Origin of the sequence: Paenibacillus cremeus, from assembly GCF_007786445.1 — a bacterium.
In the GTDB taxonomy this organism is placed as follows: domain Bacteria; phylum Bacillota; class Bacilli; order Paenibacillales; family NBRC-103111; genus Paenibacillus_G; species Paenibacillus_G cremeus.
Genome location: NZ_VNJI01000005.1, coordinates 164,267 through 184,379 on the forward strand (window position 1 = coordinate 164,267; position 20,113 = coordinate 184,379).

At 53.2% G+C, this 20,113-nt stretch carries 13 protein-coding genes; 1 reads left to right on the forward strand and 12 read right to left on the reverse strand.

The features are described from left to right. Positions 1-44: 44 nt before the first annotated feature. The 10 genes from FPZ49_RS05850 to FPZ49_RS05895 all read right to left on the reverse strand — a co-directional run bounded on the left by FPZ49_RS05850 (position 45) and on the right by FPZ49_RS05895 (position 17,022). The gene (locus FPZ49_RS05850; protein WP_144844467.1) at positions 45-1,580 is read right to left on the reverse strand and encodes a glycoside hydrolase family 28 protein; all 1,536 of its coding nucleotides are present in this window, start codon (positions 1,578-1,580) and stop codon (positions 45-47) included. Further along, positions 1,577-2,269 (reverse strand): hypothetical protein, encoded by a 693-nt coding sequence (locus FPZ49_RS05855; protein WP_144844469.1) that lies wholly within the window; start codon positions 2,267-2,269, stop codon positions 1,577-1,579. The genes FPZ49_RS05850 and FPZ49_RS05855 overlap by 4 nt, the downstream gene beginning before the upstream one ends. Further along, complete coding sequence (locus FPZ49_RS05860; RefSeq protein ID WP_144844471.1) at positions 2,266-3,660, reverse strand: glycoside hydrolase family 28 protein; 1,395 nt, start codon at positions 3,658-3,660, stop codon at positions 2,266-2,268. Before FPZ49_RS05860 ends, FPZ49_RS05855 begins: the two co-directional genes overlap by 4 nt. Further along, entirely contained in the window at positions 3,657-5,855 is a 2,199-nt protein-coding gene (locus tag FPZ49_RS05865; RefSeq protein WP_144844473.1) for a glycoside hydrolase family 88/105 protein, read from the reverse strand. Before FPZ49_RS05865 ends, FPZ49_RS05860 begins: the two co-directional genes overlap by 4 nt. Before the next feature lie 81 nt (positions 5,856-5,936). Next, positions 5,937-7,484: an extracellular solute-binding protein gene (locus FPZ49_RS05870; RefSeq protein ID WP_144844475.1), complete on the reverse strand. Its 1,548-nt coding sequence runs from the start codon at positions 7,482-7,484 to the stop codon at positions 5,937-5,939. Between the two features lie 533 nt (positions 7,485-8,017). Further along, the gene (locus tag FPZ49_RS05875) at positions 8,018-10,324 is read right to left on the reverse strand and encodes an AraC family transcriptional regulator (protein ID WP_144844477.1); all 2,307 of its coding nucleotides are present in this window, start codon (positions 10,322-10,324) and stop codon (positions 8,018-8,020) included. Positions 10,325-10,426: 102 nt separating this feature from the next. Continuing rightward, positions 10,427-11,293: a carbohydrate ABC transporter permease gene (locus FPZ49_RS05880; RefSeq protein WP_144844479.1), complete on the reverse strand. Its 867-nt coding sequence runs from the start codon at positions 11,291-11,293 to the stop codon at positions 10,427-10,429. A 59-nt stretch (positions 11,294-11,352) separates the two neighbouring features. After that, a complete protein-coding gene (locus FPZ49_RS05885; RefSeq protein ID WP_391563808.1) occupies positions 11,353-12,246 on the reverse strand; it encodes an ABC transporter permease in 894 nt (297 codons plus the stop codon). A 110-nt stretch (positions 12,247-12,356) separates the two neighbouring features. Then, positions 12,357-15,617, reverse strand: a complete 3,261-nt coding sequence (locus FPZ49_RS05890) for a glycosyl hydrolase (protein ID WP_144844483.1) — start codon at positions 15,615-15,617, stop codon at positions 12,357-12,359. Between the two features lie 226 nt (positions 15,618-15,843). Then, positions 15,844-17,022, reverse strand: coding sequence for a GGDEF domain-containing protein (locus FPZ49_RS05895; protein WP_186445643.1), 1,179 nt, complete (start codon positions 17,020-17,022; stop codon positions 15,844-15,846). 267 nt (positions 17,023-17,289) lie between these two features. Here FPZ49_RS05895 and FPZ49_RS05900 point away from each other — a divergent pair, with 267 nt between their 5' ends. Further along, positions 17,290-18,774 carry an oligosaccharide flippase family protein gene (locus FPZ49_RS05900; protein WP_144844487.1) on the forward strand — a complete coding sequence of 495 codons (1,485 nt, stop codon included), beginning with the start codon at positions 17,290-17,292 and terminating at the stop codon, positions 18,772-18,774. Positions 18,775-18,835: 61 nt separating this feature from the next. Here the strand turns inward: FPZ49_RS05900 and folE are convergent, their stop codons facing one another. Together folE and FPZ49_RS05910 are read right to left on the reverse strand one after the other, a co-directional pair. Further along, entirely contained in the window at positions 18,836-19,462 is a 627-nt protein-coding gene (gene folE, locus FPZ49_RS05905) for a GTP cyclohydrolase I FolE (RefSeq protein WP_144844489.1), read from the reverse strand. Continuing rightward, a complete protein-coding gene (locus tag FPZ49_RS05910; RefSeq protein WP_144844491.1) occupies positions 19,459-20,109 on the reverse strand; it encodes a helix-turn-helix transcriptional regulator in 651 nt (216 codons plus the stop codon). Before FPZ49_RS05910 ends, folE begins: the two co-directional genes overlap by 4 nt. Between the last annotated feature and the right edge of the window lie 4 nt (positions 20,110-20,113).

A 20,113-nucleotide genomic window follows, 5' to 3' on the forward strand; every position in this document is an offset into this window, starting at 1 on the left:
TGAATATACAAATCCCAAAAAAACAAACCTTTATATTCGCCCGTTTAACCTTGGATCGATTTTGCTTCTTTTAACAGCACCGGAGTCGCTGCATTCGTGAAATTGTTGCCCTCCAGGGTGCAATCCTTCGAATCCACCTCATCCAGCAGCAAAAACACACTGGTTCCCGGCAGCGCCTTCGTACGTTCGATGCAAAGACCCTGCACGCGCTTCAATTCCATCACGCTTAACTGCTCCTGCGCCGGCAAGCCCTTAAAGCCTCGGATGTGCAAATCCTCCAGCTGCTCGCCGTACAGTGCGTTCGACCAGTTGGCATTGCGCTCCTCAGCCCACTTCACTTCCACGTCGCTAAGCGTAACGTCTTTGGCGTTCCGCAGGAAAATCGCCGGGATATGGTGCGGGAACACCCCGCGCGGCGATGGCTGGGTGTCGAAGACGCCTCCTGGGTAGCCGCTTTTCACACGCATGGTCATTTTCACATTGCTCAGCGAAATGCCCTCCAGCTTCTGCTCCTCGAAGCCCTCCAAATAAATGCAGCCCTCCGATTCGATCAGCAGCTGGTCAAAACGAATGTTCCGGATCGTTCCGGGTGCCACGGCATTCGGAGTGTTTCTCCGTTCGGCCGTCATAAAGATCGGCTCGGACTTACCCCACCAGCGCAGCGTACGCTTGATTTCGTCTTCGTTGCTGAACAATCTCGTTTCGATGATCAAGTTGGAGAACAGCATGTTTTCCATCGTCGCCCCGTCACGAACCCAAATCCCCACACCACGGTTGGAGTTGCGAATTACGCAGTTGGTCACAACGATATTGCGGATGTCGGCGTGCGTTTCCGTACCGATTTTGATGGCGGAATCATGCGATTGCAGAGTGCAGTTAGTGACCGTGATGTTCTCGCAGCCTCCGTACCGCTCGGCTCCGTACTTGGTTGTTTTGATGACAATGCAGTCGTCACCCGTTTCAATATGGCAGTTCGAGATATGGACATCCTTGCAGCTGTCCGGATCGATCCCGTCGTTATTCGGCCCGCGCACCTGTCCGAGAATTTTCACGCCGTCCACGGTTACCTGATTGCAACCTGTCATATGCATGCCCCAAGAGGAAGCCTGGTACAAGGTCACATCGCGAAAAACAACATTCGTGCAGCCCTCAAAATCCATCATCTTCGGACGGAAGCCGCCCAAAGGCTGCAGTACATAGTCGCTAACGCCGTCCTCCGGCTCTAGAAATTGCGAGCCTCTGCCGTCAATCGTTCCAAGCCCGGTAATGGCAATGTTCTTGGCATGTCTAGCGCAAACCAGCGCCTGGCTGCCCTGTCCCTCGCTAAGCTCCAGCCCTTCCGCGCCCTCCGGAGCGGTGAAATCCGACTCTTTCATGCTGCTGACGATGCGCGCCGCCGGGGTCAGGTGCAGCTCGACGTACGAACGGAGCATGATCGTGCCGGAGACGTAATTTCCTTTCGGGACGACCACCGTGCCCCCGCCTTGCGCTGCGCAGTGATCGATGGCATTTTGAATGGCTGCCGTATTCACCGTCACGCCATCGTCTACCGCTCCGAATTCCACAATATTTACGATCATGACTCATTCTCCTTATGTTGTACCAATGATGGGTTCAAATCTCCGATATAATAGGCGAAAACGGGCTCGATCTGCTTGAAATACAAGTACCCGTCATCCTCCCAAGGCTGAAAATGCAAATCCATCCGCGAGTCGGCCCAGTTCTCCGGCGTGCCTTTTGTGCTTAAACGTCCCGGAACGACCGGTGGCTCCATCACCTTCGGAAACTCCTGATAGCCGAACAGCAAATTTTCGTGCATCGCGATGATCTCATACTTTTCGCCTGGGAACGCCCGCTCCTCCTGCAGCTGGTAATGATAATAAATGTAGCTGCTCATCATCTCCGGCTTCAATTGGGCAACACGCCCCGCCCGCTTCTCGACCGGCTGCTTTCTCAGCCAATGCTCCTTGCTCGCCGGTTCGTTAAAATGGAAGACGTCGATCATGCGAATCCATTTGCGCGGCTCCGCTTGTCCAGGCCAGTCGGTCAAAAAGGGCATCGCTGCCCCAGCAACCTCATCAGGTGCGATCTCGCGCTCCATGGTCTCATAATAGAGAAACAAGCTGTTTCTCCATATAAAAGCCGCCGCGGTCATCAGCTCCCCCTGCTCTACGAGCCGAAGGGCCTGTTCGCTCTCTTGAAGCGCTTGAATGCCTGCCTCTTGCTGCCCCTTGCTCCATACGCCCCGGTAAATCCATCTTTGGATCATTTGGCTGCTGCCTCCTTGATCGTCTCGAACACCGGCAGCTCCACATCGACGCAGTTCACCTGCTCTAGCTGAGCCGGATCTGCGGTACGAACGATCACCTGATTCATTTTCCAATCCCGCGCATGCGAGATAAAACCGGCCTGCTCTACCGTCATCTCGATGTTCGAGAACCGGATGCCTTCGATCGGCTGCTCCGGATACGCCTCCACCTCAAACGCTTTCGAAGGCAGCGCGTGCCCTCTTAAGCCGCTAGCGTCAGCATGATCCAAGCTGTGAACCGTAACGTCCGAAATGTCGATATTGCGAAAATGAGGAATTCCAAGGGAAGGCGGCTCGACCTGCTCCGCCATCGTTTTCCAATGCTCGGGTACATCACCTGTATAGCCTTCCGGAATTTGCGCGTAGCTATAACTAGGATTCCAGTTGAGTAAGAAACTGAACGGGTTTCTAACCTTCGTCATGCGCATGGAGCGGACGCGAATGTTCTCGATCAATCCGCCCCGGGTGCGGGCCGATTTTAGCCGGAACCCGTTTTCCGTACCGTGAGCGGTAATGTCGTGAATCTCCACGTTCCGAACGCCGCCCGACGTTTCACTGCCGATCGTAATGCCGCCGCCTCGGCCCATCTCGCAATGGCGGATAATGATATTTTCGCAAGGACGATTCACTCTCAAGCCGTCGGCATCCCGTCCCGCCTTGATGCAGAAATTATCGTCGTTGCAGTCCACGTAACACCGCTCGACCACGACATTCGTAGAGGAATCGATATCGATCCCGTCCGTGCTCGGCCCTTCATTGCGTTCAATCCGCAGGTCGCTGACCGTCACTTGATCCGAGTAGCATATATGCACATTCCAAAACGGGGACCGCAGGAACGTCAATCCGCTGATCGCGGTATGGGAGGAGTCGGATGCCAGCAGCAGGCGGGGCCGTTTGCAATCATAGTCCACTGCCCAGCGAAGACCTTGAGCCGTGTACGTTTTTCGCATGCCGCCGAGACGGTCCGTACCCCAATACTTGTGCCACCAATACTCGCCTTGACCGTCGACGATCCCTTCGCCGACGATCTTGACGTGACTTTGACCCATCACATTCAAAAGCGCACTGTGCCATTCCATCTCAATGCCTGCTACCCGCGTCCAGATCGAAGGATACGCCTCTTCACTTACGATGGCCCGGAGCATAGCCCCCTCGCCGATCTCCAGCTCGACATGCGATTTTAAGAATAAGGCCCCTGATAAATAAATGCCGCTGGATAAAATGACGCGTCCGCCGCCATTAGCCGCCGCTTCCTCGATGGCCGTCTGGATTGCCTCCGTACATACGGTTTTTCCGTCGCCTTTGGCACCAAAGTGCTCTACGGGGTAGACGCTTCGTTGATTGTCGCTCATTGGGCCGTCCCCGCTTTCAAAAACTGCTGCAAGCAGCGAACCTCCACGCCGGCCATCATCACGATGCCGATACCATGCGTATCGTTCAAGAGCCATGGCAGCTCATCCCGGTAATAACGCCCGGAGAAGGAGTAGCCGGAGCCACGACATACGCCGAAAATGTTGCCGCCTTTATCGATGCTGATCTTGGTCATGCCTTCCCAACCCTTGAGCACCGCCTGCACATAAGCATCCGGCTCCGTCAGCCAGCCATTACGGATCCCCTTGGTAAACGCATAAATGAACATCGAGGTGCACGACGTTTCTTCGTACGACTCTGGATCAATAAGAACTTGGTGCCAAAGCCCGTTCGTGCCTTGCAGACGCAAGTAGCCCGCACAAAGCTCGCGGTAAAACGCAAGCAGCGTCTCGCGATGCTCATGCGTCTCCGGAAATGCGCCAAGCAGCTCAGCCAGCGAGAACAGCACCCAGCCGTTGCCCCGGCCCCATGGCATCTCGGTAGGACGGTCCGTTTTAAAATCGTACACGTGCGACATGATCTGCAGCTCTGGCATATATAAGTAGTCTTTATATAGAAGGATTTGGTTAGCCGCATCGTTAATATACGACGGATCCCCCGTCAGCGCCGAGTATCGGCATAGGAACGGTACGCTCATGTACAAATCGTCGCACCACAGCGTGTCCTTCATGAAGTCGACGCTGCCACGAACGCGATACAACGCACCGTTCGGCAGACGATCCTGCACCCGCGTGATATAGTCGGCGATCCGGGCAGCCACGGTTTCAGCCCCCTCGATCGAGCCATGCGCGAGCGCCGCCAGCATCGTGGCGCCAAATGAGCCGCAGTCGTCCAGACTGTCGATGAGTGCCAGCTGGTTGTTGACGCCGGCTGCGCCGTACTGCTTGCCGTCCCACAGCGAATAGGCGTCGAAGGAAGCGCTTTGCTCTACATGGCGCAGGACATAATCGATATAGTCCCGTCGTTCGAGTGCTGCTCCCGTTTGCATTAGCCCGTACAGCGTCACGCCCAGCGGATAGTTCCACTTGGCGAACAGCGTGTTCTCCAAATAAGGGCGAACCCATGTGTTTGGAAGATCCGCTCTCCAGTACGTGCCCTCACGGCCATCCTCATGCACCAGGTTCAGCTGAGCCAGCTGATCCAAGCTTGGAATCTGCTTCTCCTCGAAGGAGCCCAGATAGAGCCAATGATCCTTCAGTCCCTCGACGGCAAAAGGCGCTCTGATCGTGTACGCACCATGAGCATCGGCTGATAATGGCGCCAACGTAAATCCCCATGCGTTTGCTTGGTGCGTGCATGTCGAATATACAACCACGTCGTTGTCGCCAAAAACAAACGGCAAATCAATTTCCGCTTCGCCGTTACCCATAGCCGAGTACACTGCTTGACCGTTCACATGGAGCGTCAAGGCACCATCATGATGAACCAGCCAGCGGCTTGCTCCTTCGGCAGGCGTAGGCCGCGTTTGATTGACCTTCGTCCACGCGATCGCCGTCCGTCCTGCTTCCGCACCGTACAATCGAGAAAAAACGCCGCTTTGCAGCTCGGCAGCACTCCAGCTAAGCTCTGGCAGCCAGCGGACGATCCCGCCCGACTCCTGCAGCCCTTCCGCCAGCAGGTGCTCGATTCCCACGGTCGTCGGCTCGGAATAAACCCAGCCCTCTTGTCCATCCCGCTCTGGGGTCGGGGAAATGAAGTGAAGCGGAAAGTTTTTATACGAGCCCGTGCCGAAAATCCCGCCGCAGCCGTTCGCCGTTTTCTCGAACTGGAGCACAAATTCGTTCCAGCCTTTATTCATATGGCCGCGGAACATGTTTTTGCGATCCGGCGCCACCTCATCGGAAATATTGGAGGTGAATGCCCGCTGCCTGTTGATGTACACGTGCACCGGACTCAAGCAGCTAACGCCGAGGTTCAGCTCGGTCGGCTGATCGCTCCACAGCTTGCCCCAAGCATAAACGAAGCTGCCGTTTGGAATGTGGTCCCATTTTTCCTGAAAATTCATGATATACCGGTAATCGTGCAATCTTGCAAAGCCGCCGCGGCTGTGCAGCCGGTACACAAATGGATGCGGCGGATTGGCGCCGATATAGCGCTGGGCTATCGTTTCCAGGGTCCCCTCTACATCGTGCTGACACTTCTTAAATACAGATTCATTCGGATCAAAATATCCCATGGCTCGTCGCTTCCTCCCTCTCAATGTAAAAGAACTCCCACACCTGTTGCGAACTGGTGCGGGAGCCGGTTATTGCCCTGTTTATTTAGCGGCCGTACGCTTCTTGTAGGCGTCCGTCATCTCTTGGGTCATTTTCACGACATTCGGGTCCGCTTTCATCTTGTTCACAAAGTCATCCCACTGGGCCAGCGAGTCTTTGCCCAGCATGACTTTAACTTTCTCATCCAGCACTTTCTTCTGCATTTCAGGCAGGTATTGCATGGCCGTTGGAGAGTACAGTCCGATGCTGATATCCGCCGAGCTGGTTTTCGCACGCTCGTCCTGGATCTTTTTGTAGAGCTCTTGCGTGTCCTTCTGGAAGAAGTTTTTCACCGTGCTCGCATATGGATCTGCTACATAAACGATTTGGTTGAAATCTGGACCGCCGTCATCGGACAGCTTCTTGGAGTCAACGACCTTCACGCCGTCCTTCACAACATAATCTACGCCTTCAAAACCATACTGTTGGATCGCGAAGACATCGTCGTTCATCCAGGTGTCGATCATCTTCAGGATGCGCTTCATTTTGTCTTCCTTCACGGTCTTCGGAATCGCCAGAACGCCTGCGAAGCCTGGACCCTTAGGGTTGTAACCATTAATATTCGTCGCTGGATAGAAATCGGTCTCTTTGACGTTCGGATCGATTTTCTTCAGGTCATTCAGGTAATCGGCGTTCGTCCCCGTTTTATCAACCAAAGTACCGGCTTTACCCTGCTTCACGATATCTTTAACTTGGCTGGTCTTCATGGAAGCAAAATCTTCCGGAATCAGCTTTTCATTGTACAGCTTCGTCATAAATTCAAGCGCTTTGTGCTCTTCCGGCAGGAAGGATTTGAACACCAGCTGGTCGCCGGTCCATTTCCAATCGCCGTTGGCGCCTGCGAACATGTTCTCGACTTGTCCCAATGGATCGGAAGCTTTGTCGCCGTTCGTCGCATTAATGGAGAAGCCGATCGTGTCTTTTTTGCCATTCTTGTCCGGATCGTTCTCCGTCATCGACTTAATCGTCGTGTACAGCTCATCCGTCGTTGTTGGTACCTTCAGACCCAGGTTGTCCAGCCAGTCTTTACGGAAAATAAAGAAGGTGTCGCCTTCCGTTGGGCGCGGACGAGGAATGGAATAGTTTTTGCCGTCTTCCATCTTGGTCAGATCCCAAGCGGTCTTAGAAATTTTGCTGTTCAAGTTCGGGTAATCTTTAATGTAGCTCGACAGATCCCAGAACGCGCCTTGCTGCACCATACCGCGGAATACCGACGTGAATGGGTCCGGGATATAAACGAGATCCGGGATATCGCCGGAAGCCAGCGTCACGTTCAGCTTATCTGGATAGCTGTTCGCGGATACCCATTGGATGTTCATTTTAGAGTTGGTTGCTTTTTCGATGGCCTGTTTGATGGCGTTATCATTGGCCGGAGGGTTCGCGCTGAGCAGGATCGTCATGATGCTGACGTCGAGCGGCGCATTGCTGGAACCTGCGGATGCCGCCGTATTGCTGTCGGACTTCGTCGTCCCGCACGCAGTCAAAGCAGAAGCCGCGATCACGGTAGCTGTTAGACTTAGCAGCGCTTTCTTCTTGACGTTGAAGGTCATTACTATACATCCCCTTATGAATGGTTAATCGGTGTTGACCGTGATTCACATCGTACCGAATGCGGATGTTCCCGACAACCAAACTTTCTTGCAATCGGCAAAATTCGACATTTATCCTTTGTTGCACAGTATGTAATCCTTGCACATCCTTGCACAAACTATGAAAAACCGCCCGGTTGATGCGCCGGACGGCCGAGTAGGAGTGTTTGCAGTAGCACTTACGTATGAGCTTTTTAAGGGATGGGTATGGGGTTCCACCGCTGTTGAAATCGTATGCTTTTGAATTGAATTAGCGGTAATCATACGATTTCAAAGGCGGCCGCTCCGCTCTCCACCCCACACCCATTCCCTTTTAGCACCTGCGAGCGGCCTTCGACTTTCACAAGCTACCTCGCTAATAACACCCATTCCAAGCACAATAAATGTGGTTACAATCGCTCAACGCGCCAAAACTGCGATTTTACGCACAACATTTGTGCTTAGCTCCCGCCGATGCTCCCTCCAACACCCGCTGCAAAAATGTGCAAGGCCGGTTAATCCCGCTGAAACATCTCTCGATACTGGCTCGGGGAGACGCCCTCGGCCTTTTTGAAGATGCGGTTGAAATACGTCTGTTGGTAGCCGACCTCATCGGCGATCTCGTTGATTTTCATCGACGTGGTCCGCAGCAGCTCTTTTGCATGCCCAATCCGCAGGTTGGTCAAATAATCGATAAAATTAATCCCGGTCACCTGCTTAATCGCACGGCTAAGTGTATAGGGGGTCAATTCAAAATGATCGGCGCACGATTCCAGCGAGAGGTTGGTGCCGTAATGCTGCTGGATGAAGAGCAGGACGTTCTCCACGACTTGCTTGATCCGGAAGTCCGCCTTCCCTGCTACCTCTTGAATGTAAGCGCCGACGACACGCGTCTCCAGCCAGCGCTGCATTTCGTCCGGCTCGTTCAGCTGGCTGAGCTCCTGGAACAAATTCGCTCCGCCGAACATGCTGATCGGGTTGATCCCCGACTGCAGCATGGCATGCTGGACGCTGCCGACGAGCTGGTAAATGCCTTGCTGGAGGATCACCTTTTTGACTCCGCTGGCCGTCAGCTCTTGGATAAATTGATGAACGAGCGGAGCGGCCTCCTCCTGAGAGCCCGTCCGAACGGCATGAATGATTTCTTTTTCCAACAGGAACGGATACGGAAATTCCAGATGCGTCGACGTGCGGCTCAGCTGAGACACATCGATCAACGTGCTGGTCGAGCTGAAATCGCGATAATTGAGCAGCTGCCTCGACTCCTCGAACAAATACGGCACGCGATGCAGCTGGGTCGTCGTATTTCCCATCACCACTACCGCCTGCAGCTTCAAAATGTGCTCGATGATCCGCATCAGCTCCTCACCGAACGCGCGAAGCTCCTCTTTGCATTCCTCCTGGCTCCATTCCACCGGCAGCGTCAAAAACAGGCCTAACGACAGATCGTGAAAATTCAGCGCTTCACACGGCAAGCACCGATTGTCGCCCAGCTCCTTGGCGATATTGCCTACAGCAAAGGCGACCAGCTCCTCATCCCCTTGCGTAAACCGGGCATCTGCCCCGTTCATGCCGCGAACTTGAACGAACAACGCCGCGATTTGCTTGCCCTGGATGTCGAGCCCGAACTGCTTGATTCGCTCATGCGCTTCGGTCTCGGTAAGCGAGAACAAATACCCCTGCACGAGCTGCATCAGGAAGCCTTCCCGCATCATGGGCTGCTGCAGGTCCAGGCGGCTTTTTAGATGCTCGCTTTCCTTCGTAAGCGTGTCCCATTTCATCTCGATCCATTCGAGCTCATCCTTGTGATCGCCCCGGCTGATCTCCCCGCTCACCTTTCGGTATAATCGTCCGAGCGGAGAGTAAATCCGAACTGAGCCGAACCAGGCCAGCGCAACCGCGAGCAGCAAGCCCCCGAAGCTCACGAGCAGAATCACCTTGGAAATGAGCAGAACCGGCGACGTAATACTGGACAGCGGAGCTGCGGACAAGATCACCCACGGGATGCCGAGACGGAAGAATTGACTGACCGACACCGAGTAAACTTCCTTATCATAGGAAAAAAGAAACGACTCGCCCGAGGCTCCCCGGCTACGGTACGCTTTCTCTACCGCGGAATCGAACGCCGTCTTCGAGCCATTGGAGGAAATATCCCACTTGCTGTCGCCGCTGAGCAGCAGCGTGGAGCCTTCGCTTAACGAGTTGACGCTCTTGAGCTGCTCCTCCAGTCGATGCTTATTCAGCGTAGCCATCAATAACCCGTACGGCTCGCCGAGCCCGCCGGGCAGCTTATTAATCAGCGACAGCGTCGTTCCGCCGCTGACATCCTTCGGTCCGGGCATTCCGGCGGCATCCATCCAAAAGATCGACTTCTCCCGCTTCATCATGTCCAAATATTGCTGCCTACTAGCCGCGTCATTCTGAAATTTGTACCCGTCTTTATTGATCATGACCGGACGGGGCACCGCCAAATACAGCTCCGCCTTGTCGATCAATGGACTGGAGCCCTCGATCACCAGCAGCGTCTGATACAGCGCCTGAACCTCATTATAATCGCTTGCAAAATTTAACTCCCGCAGCTTCGCTCCTAGGTTGGGATCGAACGCCCAATGCGAGAAGACCAGCTCTAGATTGGCAAACTGCGCCTCCAGATTTTTACTCTGCTGTACCACCTTGTTCTGCTGCTGACGCTGCAGCTCCGTCTCCACTTTCCCCGTGACCGTCCAATACGTGACCAGACCCATCACAATGCCGGGCAGGGAGGCGATAAGCATAATCATAACCAAGCTGTTCCGATAAAAGCTGCCCTTACGGCGAATCAACGTAAATCACCTTCCATGCAAACTTAGCGTTCCGTACATTATAACTTAACAGCAAAACGATTTCGATGGAAGCATCCAACGAAATCGTCATTGTGCCTTGCTTTAACCTTTGACCGAGCCCGCCATGGAGCCCTTGGCAAAGTGTTTTTGCAGGAAAGGATATACTAAGAGAATCGGAATGGTCGCCACGACCACCGCAGCCATCTTCAGCGTTTCCGCCGGAGGTGCAGCGACGAACGCGTCTTGTCCGAGATCGCTGTTTTGAGCGTTCTGGAGCATATTTTGCAGCAGCACTTGAATCGGCCATTTTTGCGCATCGTTCAAGTACAGCAGCGCAGTGAAGTAGGAATTCCAGTAGCCCACCGCATAGAACAAGCCGAACGCCGCCAAGGAAGGAAGCGACAGTGGCAGGATAATCCGGAAAAACGTCGTGATATCGTTGCACCCGTCAATCGAAGCCGCTTCCTCGAGCTCAGCTGGAATGCTGGCAAAGAAGCTTCGCATCAAGATAACATTCCAGCCGCTCGCAAGCGCCGGAAGAATCAAGGACCAAGTGTTGTTTACCAAATGCATATCACGTACAAGCAAGTAGTTCGGGATAATGCCCGGGCTGAATAAAATCGTCAATAGAATCGCGAGCGAAAATATTTTCCGCCCCGGGAGCCGCTTCCGCGATACGGCATAGGCCAGTGCAGCGGTGACGACCAAGCTTAGCAATGTCCCGACCAGCGCCAGATACGTGCTGTTGCCGATGGAGCGAATGAACGCTTTGGTCCCTAGCAAGTATTCATAGGAAGCGAGTGACCAATGCTTCGGAAACAGGATGAACTTACTTTGCAAATACTCAATCGGATCCGTGAAGGAAACGACAAAGACATAGTAAATCGGGAAAAACGTCAGCAGGGCGACGAGGCCCAGAATCGTTATATTTACAGCGTCAAAAACGCGGTCGCTGGCACTCTTTTTCATTCCATTACCCTCCTATGTCGTAACTGTTATCGTGGTTTCATCGAAAGCAGTTATCAACTTTAATAAACGCCTTCTTCGCCCATCTTCTTAGCCAATTTGTTCGAGACCACGACCAGGATCAGACCGACCACCGACTTGAACAGCCCCGCCGCGGTACTGTAGCTGAATTGACCTTGCTTAATCCCCACGGTATATACATACGTATCGAACACTTCAGCCACTTGAGAAACGGCACCGTTGTACATCAGGAAAATTTGCTCGAAGCCCACGTCCATCATATGGCCGAGACGAAGAATGAGCAGCACGACAATAACACTGCGGATCGCTGGAAGCGTAACGTGCCAAATTTGGCGCAAACGCCCTGCACCGTCCATCCGAGCCGCTTCGTACAGCCCCGGGTCAACGCTCGCAATGGCTGCCAGGAAAAGAATCGTTCCCCAACCGGCTTCCTTCCAGATCGACTGTACGGTCACCATGAGCCAGAAGCTGTCCGGATTCGTCAAAACATCGATTTTCGTGCCGCCGAACGCTTCAATCACTTTGTTTACGAGCCCGTCCCCTTTGGCAAACAAGAGAAACGTCAGACCCGCAATAATAACCCAAGATAAGAAGTGCGGCATGTAAATGACCGTTTGAATCATTTTCTTATACAGCTCGCTGCGCAGCTCATTCAAGAAGACGGCCACCACGATCGGCAGTGGGAAAAACAGCACCAGGTTCAGCACGTTAATCCCCATCGTATTGCGGAACAGCATCATGAAATCCGGATTCGAGAAAAAGCGCACGAAATGGTCAAACCCGACCCATGGACTGCCAAGAACACCCTTGAACGGGGAATAGTTTTGAAACGCGATCACAACGCCCACCATCGGTACATATTTGAAGATGAGGAAAAATAGTAAGCCCGGCAGCGCCAAGAGGTATAGGTATCTGTTTTTAATAATCTCTTTCATAAGCGTGTTACGCTTGGCCTTTGGCACCGACGTAGAAGCCGGTCTTCTGGACTGGAGCGCCGCTGGTGTATCTGCTTGCTGCATAGCCATAGATGCTTCTCCTTTCATAGTTAAACTTCAATAACCTTGTGTTCCTTATAGTCAAAATATTTGCCTTCCAAAAGTCCGATCAGCGTGCCGGTTACTCGAACCTCGAGCTCGTTAGAATCATCTTTCAAATCCGCCGTACGGCCTTCCCACACATAAGGGGACCACGCACGAACGCCCAGCGACTCGCCGTTGACGCGAACTTCTACCAAGTCATGAACGTCCCAATCCAGGAACGAAATTGCGTATCGCTCTGCCAAGTCCGTTTTATTCACATGGAACGGGCGAGTGAAGGCATGCGTGCCTGCAAAATAGGGATAGCCGGCATAGAAACGATCTGTATTCAGCGTACCGATTGTTTCTGGAGCAGCCGAGAGCATCGGAGCCGGTGCTTTATCAGCGTCCAGCTGAACCGCAAACGAGCCGTACAAATAAAGGGCGTCGACAATGCCTTCCCAATCCGCTTGCACCAGCACCTCAACGGCCAGCTCATTCCAGCCCTCAAGCAAGGAGGCCCGCACATCACAGAGCAGATTGGAATTATCGTACACGATCCGCGGCTGCAAATCGGTTTTCGTATAGCTATGGCTATTGATCGAGAGCTTCCAATCTCCCAAGATGGCCGAGTTGTCCATCAATAGCTCGCAATGCGTCGGCAGCTTGTCTACATAAAAGAGTGCCTGATAGCGGCATGGAATCGGATACGCGACCTTCATCTGCTTCGGCGTTCCGAAAATTTGCTTGAATGACACCGGCAGCTTCTGGCTTTCGGCCAGGTCTGCGCATTGATCGATGAAGGTTTTGGCTTGCACCCACTCGCCATCCCCCTGCTCCTCGCCCATGGACAAACGGAAATGCTCCAAGCGGAGGGCATTCGGCGTCAGTGCCTTCATGCTCCATGGCCCTTCGGCAGGCAGGTCGATGCGCGTGGCCGCCCGCTTGGTTTCCGGGCTGGAAACGGCTTGTCTGCTCAGCTTAATCATCCGGGAGCCGTAGGCGGCAAACGGAAGCTCAAGCGTTATATAGCCTTCCGCGCATTCGATCGGAAGTCGTTCGGTGCTTCCCGTTTCCAGGTTAAGCAGCTCCGCTTCCACCGTTTCATCCAGCTCCACGTCCGGCCAAATGACCGAAGGATTCGCGACAATGCGCGTATCCCACGCTTCACCCTCTTGGTTGCTGACAAAAATGACGTATTCCCGCTCCGAAACATAGCGGCCTTGCTGCAGAAACGCCCGGCTCTCTTGCCCGAAATCCAGCGTCACCGCACGCTCCAGCACCTCGTCCAGCACGCTTCCCAGGCTGCCCAGCGACATTTGCGCCGAAACATCGCTGCCGCTGCCGCCCTGACGGGGAATGAAGTATGCCGCTTGCTCGCCTTTGAAGGCTCCTGTGCTTGCGAAAGTTTGCTGCTGCTCACCCTGCCAATAGTAGCTGTCCGGCGGCTTCGGCAGGCCGAACACCTCTACTACCTCTGTAGGCGCCGTGTTGCCTACGGAAATGCTCTCGCTCGGCAGCAGCCCGTAGCTGATCACCGTGCCTCCGGCCGCCAGGAACCGCTTGACGGCTTCCCACGCGTTCTGCTCCAGGTTGGCGATCGGCGGGAGCAGGACCACAGAGTAGGCCGCCTGGCCGATGACCAGCTTGCCGTTCTCCACCACAGCTTCCGCAAGCAGCTCCGGATCGAGGTGATCGTAATCTCTGCGCGTCTGCAGCAGATGAACTCCAAGGGAACGCCAGTCGTCCTTCAGCTGCTCGAGCTTCGCTTTTTCCTGCGGGTCCGAGCCGCCGTAATCGAAGTGGTGCAGCGGGTTCCCCATATGCGTCCAGAACGTCGTCGTCGGATCAATCATCGCGATGCGAATGTCCGCACTGCCCTGCGTCATCATATAGCTGATCCGACCCGTATAATCGCCCAGCTGGCGAAAATGCGGCCAGTATGGATTCTGATAAAATTGCGATGGCGGCGCATCATGCTGCGTCAGCCCGTCCACGGTGTAAAAGAAAGCGTGGAACGTATACAAGTTCGTCCCGAGCGCCGCCATCCGGTCGATCATCCATTTGGCGTCCTGCAGGTTCATCGACCAGCCTACGCTATGGAAGCATTCGTCCACGTTGCGTTTGCGCCCCAGTTGGCGGGCAATCGAGCTGGTCATCTTCGGGTTGTCCCGGAAGCTGCACGCATATCGCTTCAAAATCCATTCGAGACTGCGGCCCAGCTTCTCATGGGCGCTGTCGCCTCCAGGGATGTGGCTGAAGCGCTGGGTCGTCATCCGAATGGACGGCACTTCCGCCAAATACTGCAAGCCATGCGCTTCGCACCAGTCGTACACCTGCTTATGGTAGGACTGCGTCAGCAGCTCGTGGAGCGCTTGGTAATAGTCGTACCGGATGCGCGCGGCGTCGTTGTAATCGGGGTTCGACAGCGCCGGCAAATGCTCCGTGATCGAATAGCCGTAGCGCTCTTGGAAATACGCTTCCAGTCGAGGCGTCCATGGCATCGAACCGAGCAGGCCGATCTCATCCGTGAACATTCCTTTCACCGTCTTGCCGAATTCATCGCCGATATGCCTTGCGTAACGCTCATGTGTCAGCTTGATGAACGTGGCCATCGCTTCCTTGTGGCAAGGATCGACGAACGTCCCGTAATACTTGAAATCCTCGATTTCCTTCTCCTGATAAACGATAATCTCCCACTCGTCGCTGCTAACCGGCGCTTGCCAATTCAGCTGAAATACCGTCCGGTAGGTGAAGAACCGCTTCTGGTTATAGGTCGTTAAGCCCGTCTTTTGAAATATCGGATCCGCCTGCAGGTTGCCGATCGCCTCTCGAAGATCCATCGCTTGCTCCCACAGCCGCTCTCCCGCTTGAACCGGCACAGCCTTGGCATACAGCACCTTGGCCCAGGCAAGCTCCTGCTCGACCTTCGTCCCGCCGTTTACCCGCGAAATGTGCTTCACCAGCGTCTGATGCTTGGCGTCCGGATGCAGCAGCGTCACCTCTCCGCCGGCAATGCCGCTCGGATACGGGTATTCGTCGTAAAGCCATACCTCCATGCTTCGCTGCTTAGCTGCCTGGATGGCTACCTTGACCTTCTCGAACCACGCGTCCGACAAGTAAGGCACCTTCAGCCCCTGCCGCGGGCAGATGAAGAAACCGCCTACCCCTTTGAGATCCATCTCTTCAATCTGCCGCTCAATCTCTGAGTCACTCATGTCCCCATTCCAAAACCAAAACGGCTGAATTCTATATTCCGCATCTGGATTGTTAAATTGTGCAATATCCAAGCTTAACCCTCCCTGTCTGTTCCCTGATGTTACTCCAATTTATGCGCGGGAGGTTTTGCAGGCAAGAATCAATTCTTGCACCTCCCCTTGCAGGGGGATTATCACTTTGTTGCGGCCTTAGATATTGTTGCAATGCCTTGTATATCAAGGGCTCGCGCAATTTTTCCGACACAATGTAAAAAACCGTCCGAAAGAGGCTTCGGACGGTATACGTGTGTTGAACGGATTAAAGAAACGCCGCTTGCAAGTCGGCCTGGCTGCGATACACATGATTTCTGCCGCTATTTTTCGCGCTGTACAATGCTTTGTCGCAAGCAGCGTAGAGCGTCTCCAGCTGCGTATGCTCATCAGGAGCAACGGTGAGCACACCCATACTGATGGAGTATTTAACCGGCAGCCCGCGGGTGTTCGCATCAAGCAGTGCTTGCCGGATTTGTTCTGCGATCAGGGTAGACTCGGCTTCATCCGCCCCCGGCAGCAGAATGCCGAATTCATCGCCCCCGTAACGAACGAGCAGATCGCTATCGCTAAGCAATCTCTGGATTCTCGCCGTCAGATCCTGCAGCACTTGATCCCCAACCGTGTGACCATAAGTATCGTTAATCGCTTTGAAAAAGTCTATATCGAACAGCATATAAGAAACCGGCTTGCGCTTCTTTGCGCACTCTTGAAGAGCCTGTTTCGCTTTGGAAGTGAACGTGATCCGGTTGAACGTGCCGGTTAGTCCATCATAGCTCGCCAGCCGGATCAGCTCCTGGTCGGATTTTTCCTTTAACAACAGGACAAAGCCTGCATTACCCAAAATCATCACAATATAAAGCGATAACGATACCATAGACTGATAAAAGGCCGGGGAATACGTGCCCCACCCATGCTGGGAAAAGACAGCTGCGGCCCCCCTCGACAAAGAGACGGCGATTACAAACAGATACAAGTAGCCCATCATTCTCATCAGCAAGGTGACCGATTTCCCCAGAATCATCCGATATAAGGGAAGAATGAGCAACGCCGTTACAAAGGAAACGTAGGCAACCCGAACGCTTTCTTTATTATTAAGAAGGAGAATCAGTTGAAAGCCGAGAATAGCGGCAGCAGTGAGAATAAAATAAATCCTTGGGGTTCTCGGCCGGAGCTTATTTTGAAGACTCAAAAGTGCTATGACTTCTAAAGATGCGCCAATAAACAGCATGGAGTTTGGGAACGAAAGCGATAGAAAGCCGGGCTCATCTCCACGAAAGGCCTGGAACAACCATGTTGCGGCCTGCGCGCATTTAGATAACAAGAAGGCTTTGATCGTCATATCCCTGGTAAAGCCGCGCCAATAAACGCTAATCAGGATGAGTGTAAACAGATGCCCGATCCCAAGGGAGATTAGGAACGTTTTCGGATCTAGAAGCAAATTCATTAAAGTGCCCACCGTCTTCTTAGGAGTGTCCAATTGCATTGAGTATAACAAAAAAATTGACTAAATGTTGACTATTTTTTTCATTCAATCCCCTTCCGCTTTGCAAATGCCAAATTTCTCTTTCATGGAATTGTCAAGATTCATAATCGCCCAATATCTTTATTTATCTCCGAATAGCTTTGAATCCTTGGTTTGTAAAATCGCACTGTGGTCTGCTACTCTTTTAACGTACCAAAAAGACACTATCAAGTGAAGGAAATTACATGCATGCTTAAGCAAAGAGTACGGCTAACGGAGATTCAGCAATTTTTGCTTCGAAATGTATCCATTATAGTGTTCGGCCTGTTCATCAATCAAATGCTGCAAACGGTGGGCAGTATGATTTTGGCGCGGGTGCTGGACGATCCTGCCAAGTTCGGTCAAGTGAATTTGCTGCTGCAAATTTTCGGCATGACTGCGTTGTTCCTCAATGTCGGCTTCAACGGCGCGCTGATCTACTCCTTCTCCAGAGAGCCCGTGGCGGCCATCCAAACCAAGTTTCGCGTCGCTCTGATCGGGAGTCTCGTCTACGGGATTCTGTTTGTCATATTGTTTTCCGCCTTTTCACCACTGCTAGCTAAGTCGTACCAGATGCCGGAACTGACAATGGCGCTGATTCTCGGCTCGATTATGATGATTTTTAACTCCATGGTCAATGTGGGCGTCGCTGCCTTTTCCGGGAACCGCGATTTCGGCAATCAAGCGTTCTTAATGGTCGTCACGACCACATTCTCGACAACCGGGACGATCCTTGGTGTTATCCTGCCTTTTGGACATCTCAGCCTCTTGGCCAATGTTTCGCTTTGGATGGGGATCGGAACGCTGCTGACGGCTTTTTTTATTTGCTGGAAGGTTGAACGTGTGCATAAGCCGCAATGGTTCGGGCGTCTTCCCTGGTCAGATGTTCGAGACATGCTCGCGTATGGCGTGCCCTCTTGGGCAGGGAACATCGCCAAGGCGTTCCAGCAGCCCTTCCTGGTGATGATGGTTGGTTCCACCTCGGTCGTCGCCGTCGGATATTTGGCTAACGGGTTTCGCATCACCGGGTTTATCGGCATTATCACATGGGCGTTCATGATCGTGGCGTTCCCGTTCGTGGCGGAAAGCGCCAATAATCTGGAAGAAAGCCGGAAGCGCGGCACCAGCTGTGTGCGGTACAACAATCTTTTTTTGTATCCGCTGACGGCGCTGATTTGTCTTTATCCGGATCAAATCAATGGATTCTTGTTCGGAACCAGCTACAAAAGCGCAGATTCGGGCATGTACATCCGCGTGATGGCGCTCGGCATCTTTTTCTCCTCGGTGGGACGTCTGGGCGGCACCATCCTGGCAGGCATCGGCAAAACGAAGGCCAACTTCTGGGTGATGATTGTAGCCGGGATCTTCGTCGTGCTCATTGTGCCTTTTATTACGGCTCAAAGCCCTGTCCTTTCCGTATGGATTTATACCGGGGGCTGGGCCGTTTCGGCGCTGTCGATGATCGGATTTTTCTACTACGAACGGTTCACGCTGGATTGGTGGAAAGCATTCGGAGAGCCTTTGCTTCCTACGCTCCTCATGATGGCAGTGATAGAGGTAGGCCGACTGACGGGGGCTTGGTATCCTGTGTTCATCATTGCTGGCTTGCTGTGTGCGGTAGTACTCACGATCGTGATTGAGTTCCGCCAAAAGGATGATGCAAAAACAGGGCCGGGTGCTGTCCGGTCAGCTTAAATAAAAAAAGCCCTTGTCACTGTGTGAAGCTTCCGCAGCGATGAGGGCTTTCGTTTTTCTTTCACTTGATTAAGGCTAAAAACTCATCTCGTTTATGCGCAAGCCGCTCAAATTCGCCCTTGAAGCTGGAGGTCATCGTGAGCGCGCTGGATTTTTTCACGCCTCTTCCGCACATACACATATGCCTCGCCTCCACCACAACCGCGGCCGCCAAAGGCTCCAGCACCTCCTCCAACGCTTCCACGATCTGCGAGGTCAGGCGCTCCTGAACCTGAAACCGTTTGGCGTACCCTTCCACCATGCGGGCGATTTTGGACAATCCTGTAATATGTTTATTGGGAATGTATCCTACATGCACGACACCAAAGAACGGTGAAAAATGATGCTCGCACATTGAGTGAAATTCGATGTTTTTCACGATGATTAATTCGCGGTAAGGGATGTCAAAGGTACGCTCTAGGTAGGCTTTCGGGTCAAGTTGGTAGCCTTCGGTCAGCTCCAGGAACGCTTTTAACACTCTTGTGGGGGTCTCTTGCAGCCCGTCGCGCTCAGGATCATCGCCGCAGAGCGTAATTAACGATTGGATGGCGCCATTAAATTTATCGGCTGCTTCTTGCAGTGCATTGGGAGCTATATTCTGCAAATGGGGGAATTGTCTACAAAGGGCACCTAGCTGTTCGTCTGTCATCCCTTCATCTCCTTTGGATCTGCAAGGCGGAAGCGGCAGCAGCCATCGCCGTTTTGAAAGCTTTGCTCTCTGGTCACCTTGCAGTTCAGTAATTGCGTAAGCACACTGATCGTGACATTGCAGAGCGCCGGACGCTGGATCGCGACGTTATGAAATGGGCAGTTCCGCTCAATGAAGTAAAAGGTATCGTCCTCCTGCTCTACTTCCATAAACGCATCTTCCTGCGAGTAAAAATGCTTTAATGCGTTCAACCGATCGCTCTTCGATAGTCCTTCTAATCTCGGTCTCCAGGACGCTACTCTCGCTTCGATCATCGCTTGAAGTACTTGCTGAAGCGCTGTTTCACCGAGCTGATGTCCTATCACGTCCAATAGTTCAACGGTAAGCTGGTCGTATTTTTTATCAAACAGATGCTCGCCCGCCGCGGTTAACCGATACTGGATTTCGGGTCGGCCGACGCCACTGCTTCTGATGCTGCTTCGGCTGATCCATCCCTCGAGCTCCAATTGCTTCAGGTGCTGACGAACGGCTTCGGCGCTGATCTCAAGTACGGCGGCCAATTTGCCCATGGAGGATGACCCGCGAGTCTTAAGGGTTTGTACGATGGTTCGGCGCGGCTCCGGTATATGATCAATGCGAAAACTCATATTA

Coding starts and splice junctions, on each gene's coding strand:
- FPZ49_RS05860 (WP_144844471.1), bottom strand. CDS start 3,660: ATGAGCGACAATCAACGAAGCGTCTACCCCGTAGAGCACTTTGGTGCC.
- FPZ49_RS05885 (WP_391563808.1), bottom strand. CDS start 12,246: ATGAAAGAGATTATTAAAAACAGATACCTATACCTCTTGGCGCTGCCG.
- FPZ49_RS05900 (WP_144844487.1), top strand. CDS start 17,290: ATGCTTAAGCAAAGAGTACGGCTAACGGAGATTCAGCAATTTTTGCTT.
- FPZ49_RS05880 (WP_144844479.1), bottom strand. CDS start 11,293: ATGAAAAAGAGTGCCAGCGACCGCGTTTTTGACGCTGTAAATATAACG.
- FPZ49_RS05865 (WP_144844473.1), bottom strand. CDS start 5,855: ATGGGATATTTTGATCCGAATGAATCTGTATTTAAGAAGTGTCAGCAC.
- FPZ49_RS05870 (WP_144844475.1), bottom strand. CDS start 7,484: ATGACCTTCAACGTCAAGAAGAAAGCGCTGCTAAGTCTAACAGCTACC.
- FPZ49_RS05855 (WP_144844469.1), bottom strand. CDS start 2,269: ATGATCCAAAGATGGATTTACCGGGGCGTATGGAGCAAGGGGCAGCAA.
- FPZ49_RS05850 (WP_144844467.1), bottom strand. CDS start 1,580: ATGATCGTAAATATTGTGGAATTCGGAGCGGTAGACGATGGCGTGACG.
- FPZ49_RS05895 (WP_186445643.1), bottom strand. CDS start 17,022: ATGAATTTGCTTCTAGATCCGAAAACGTTCCTAATCTCCCTTGGGATC.
- folE (WP_144844489.1), bottom strand. CDS start 19,462: ATGACAGACGAACAGCTAGGTGCCCTTTGTAGACAATTCCCCCATTTG.
- FPZ49_RS05910 (WP_144844491.1), bottom strand. CDS start 20,109: ATGAGTTTTCGCATTGATCATATACCGGAGCCGCGCCGAACCATCGTA.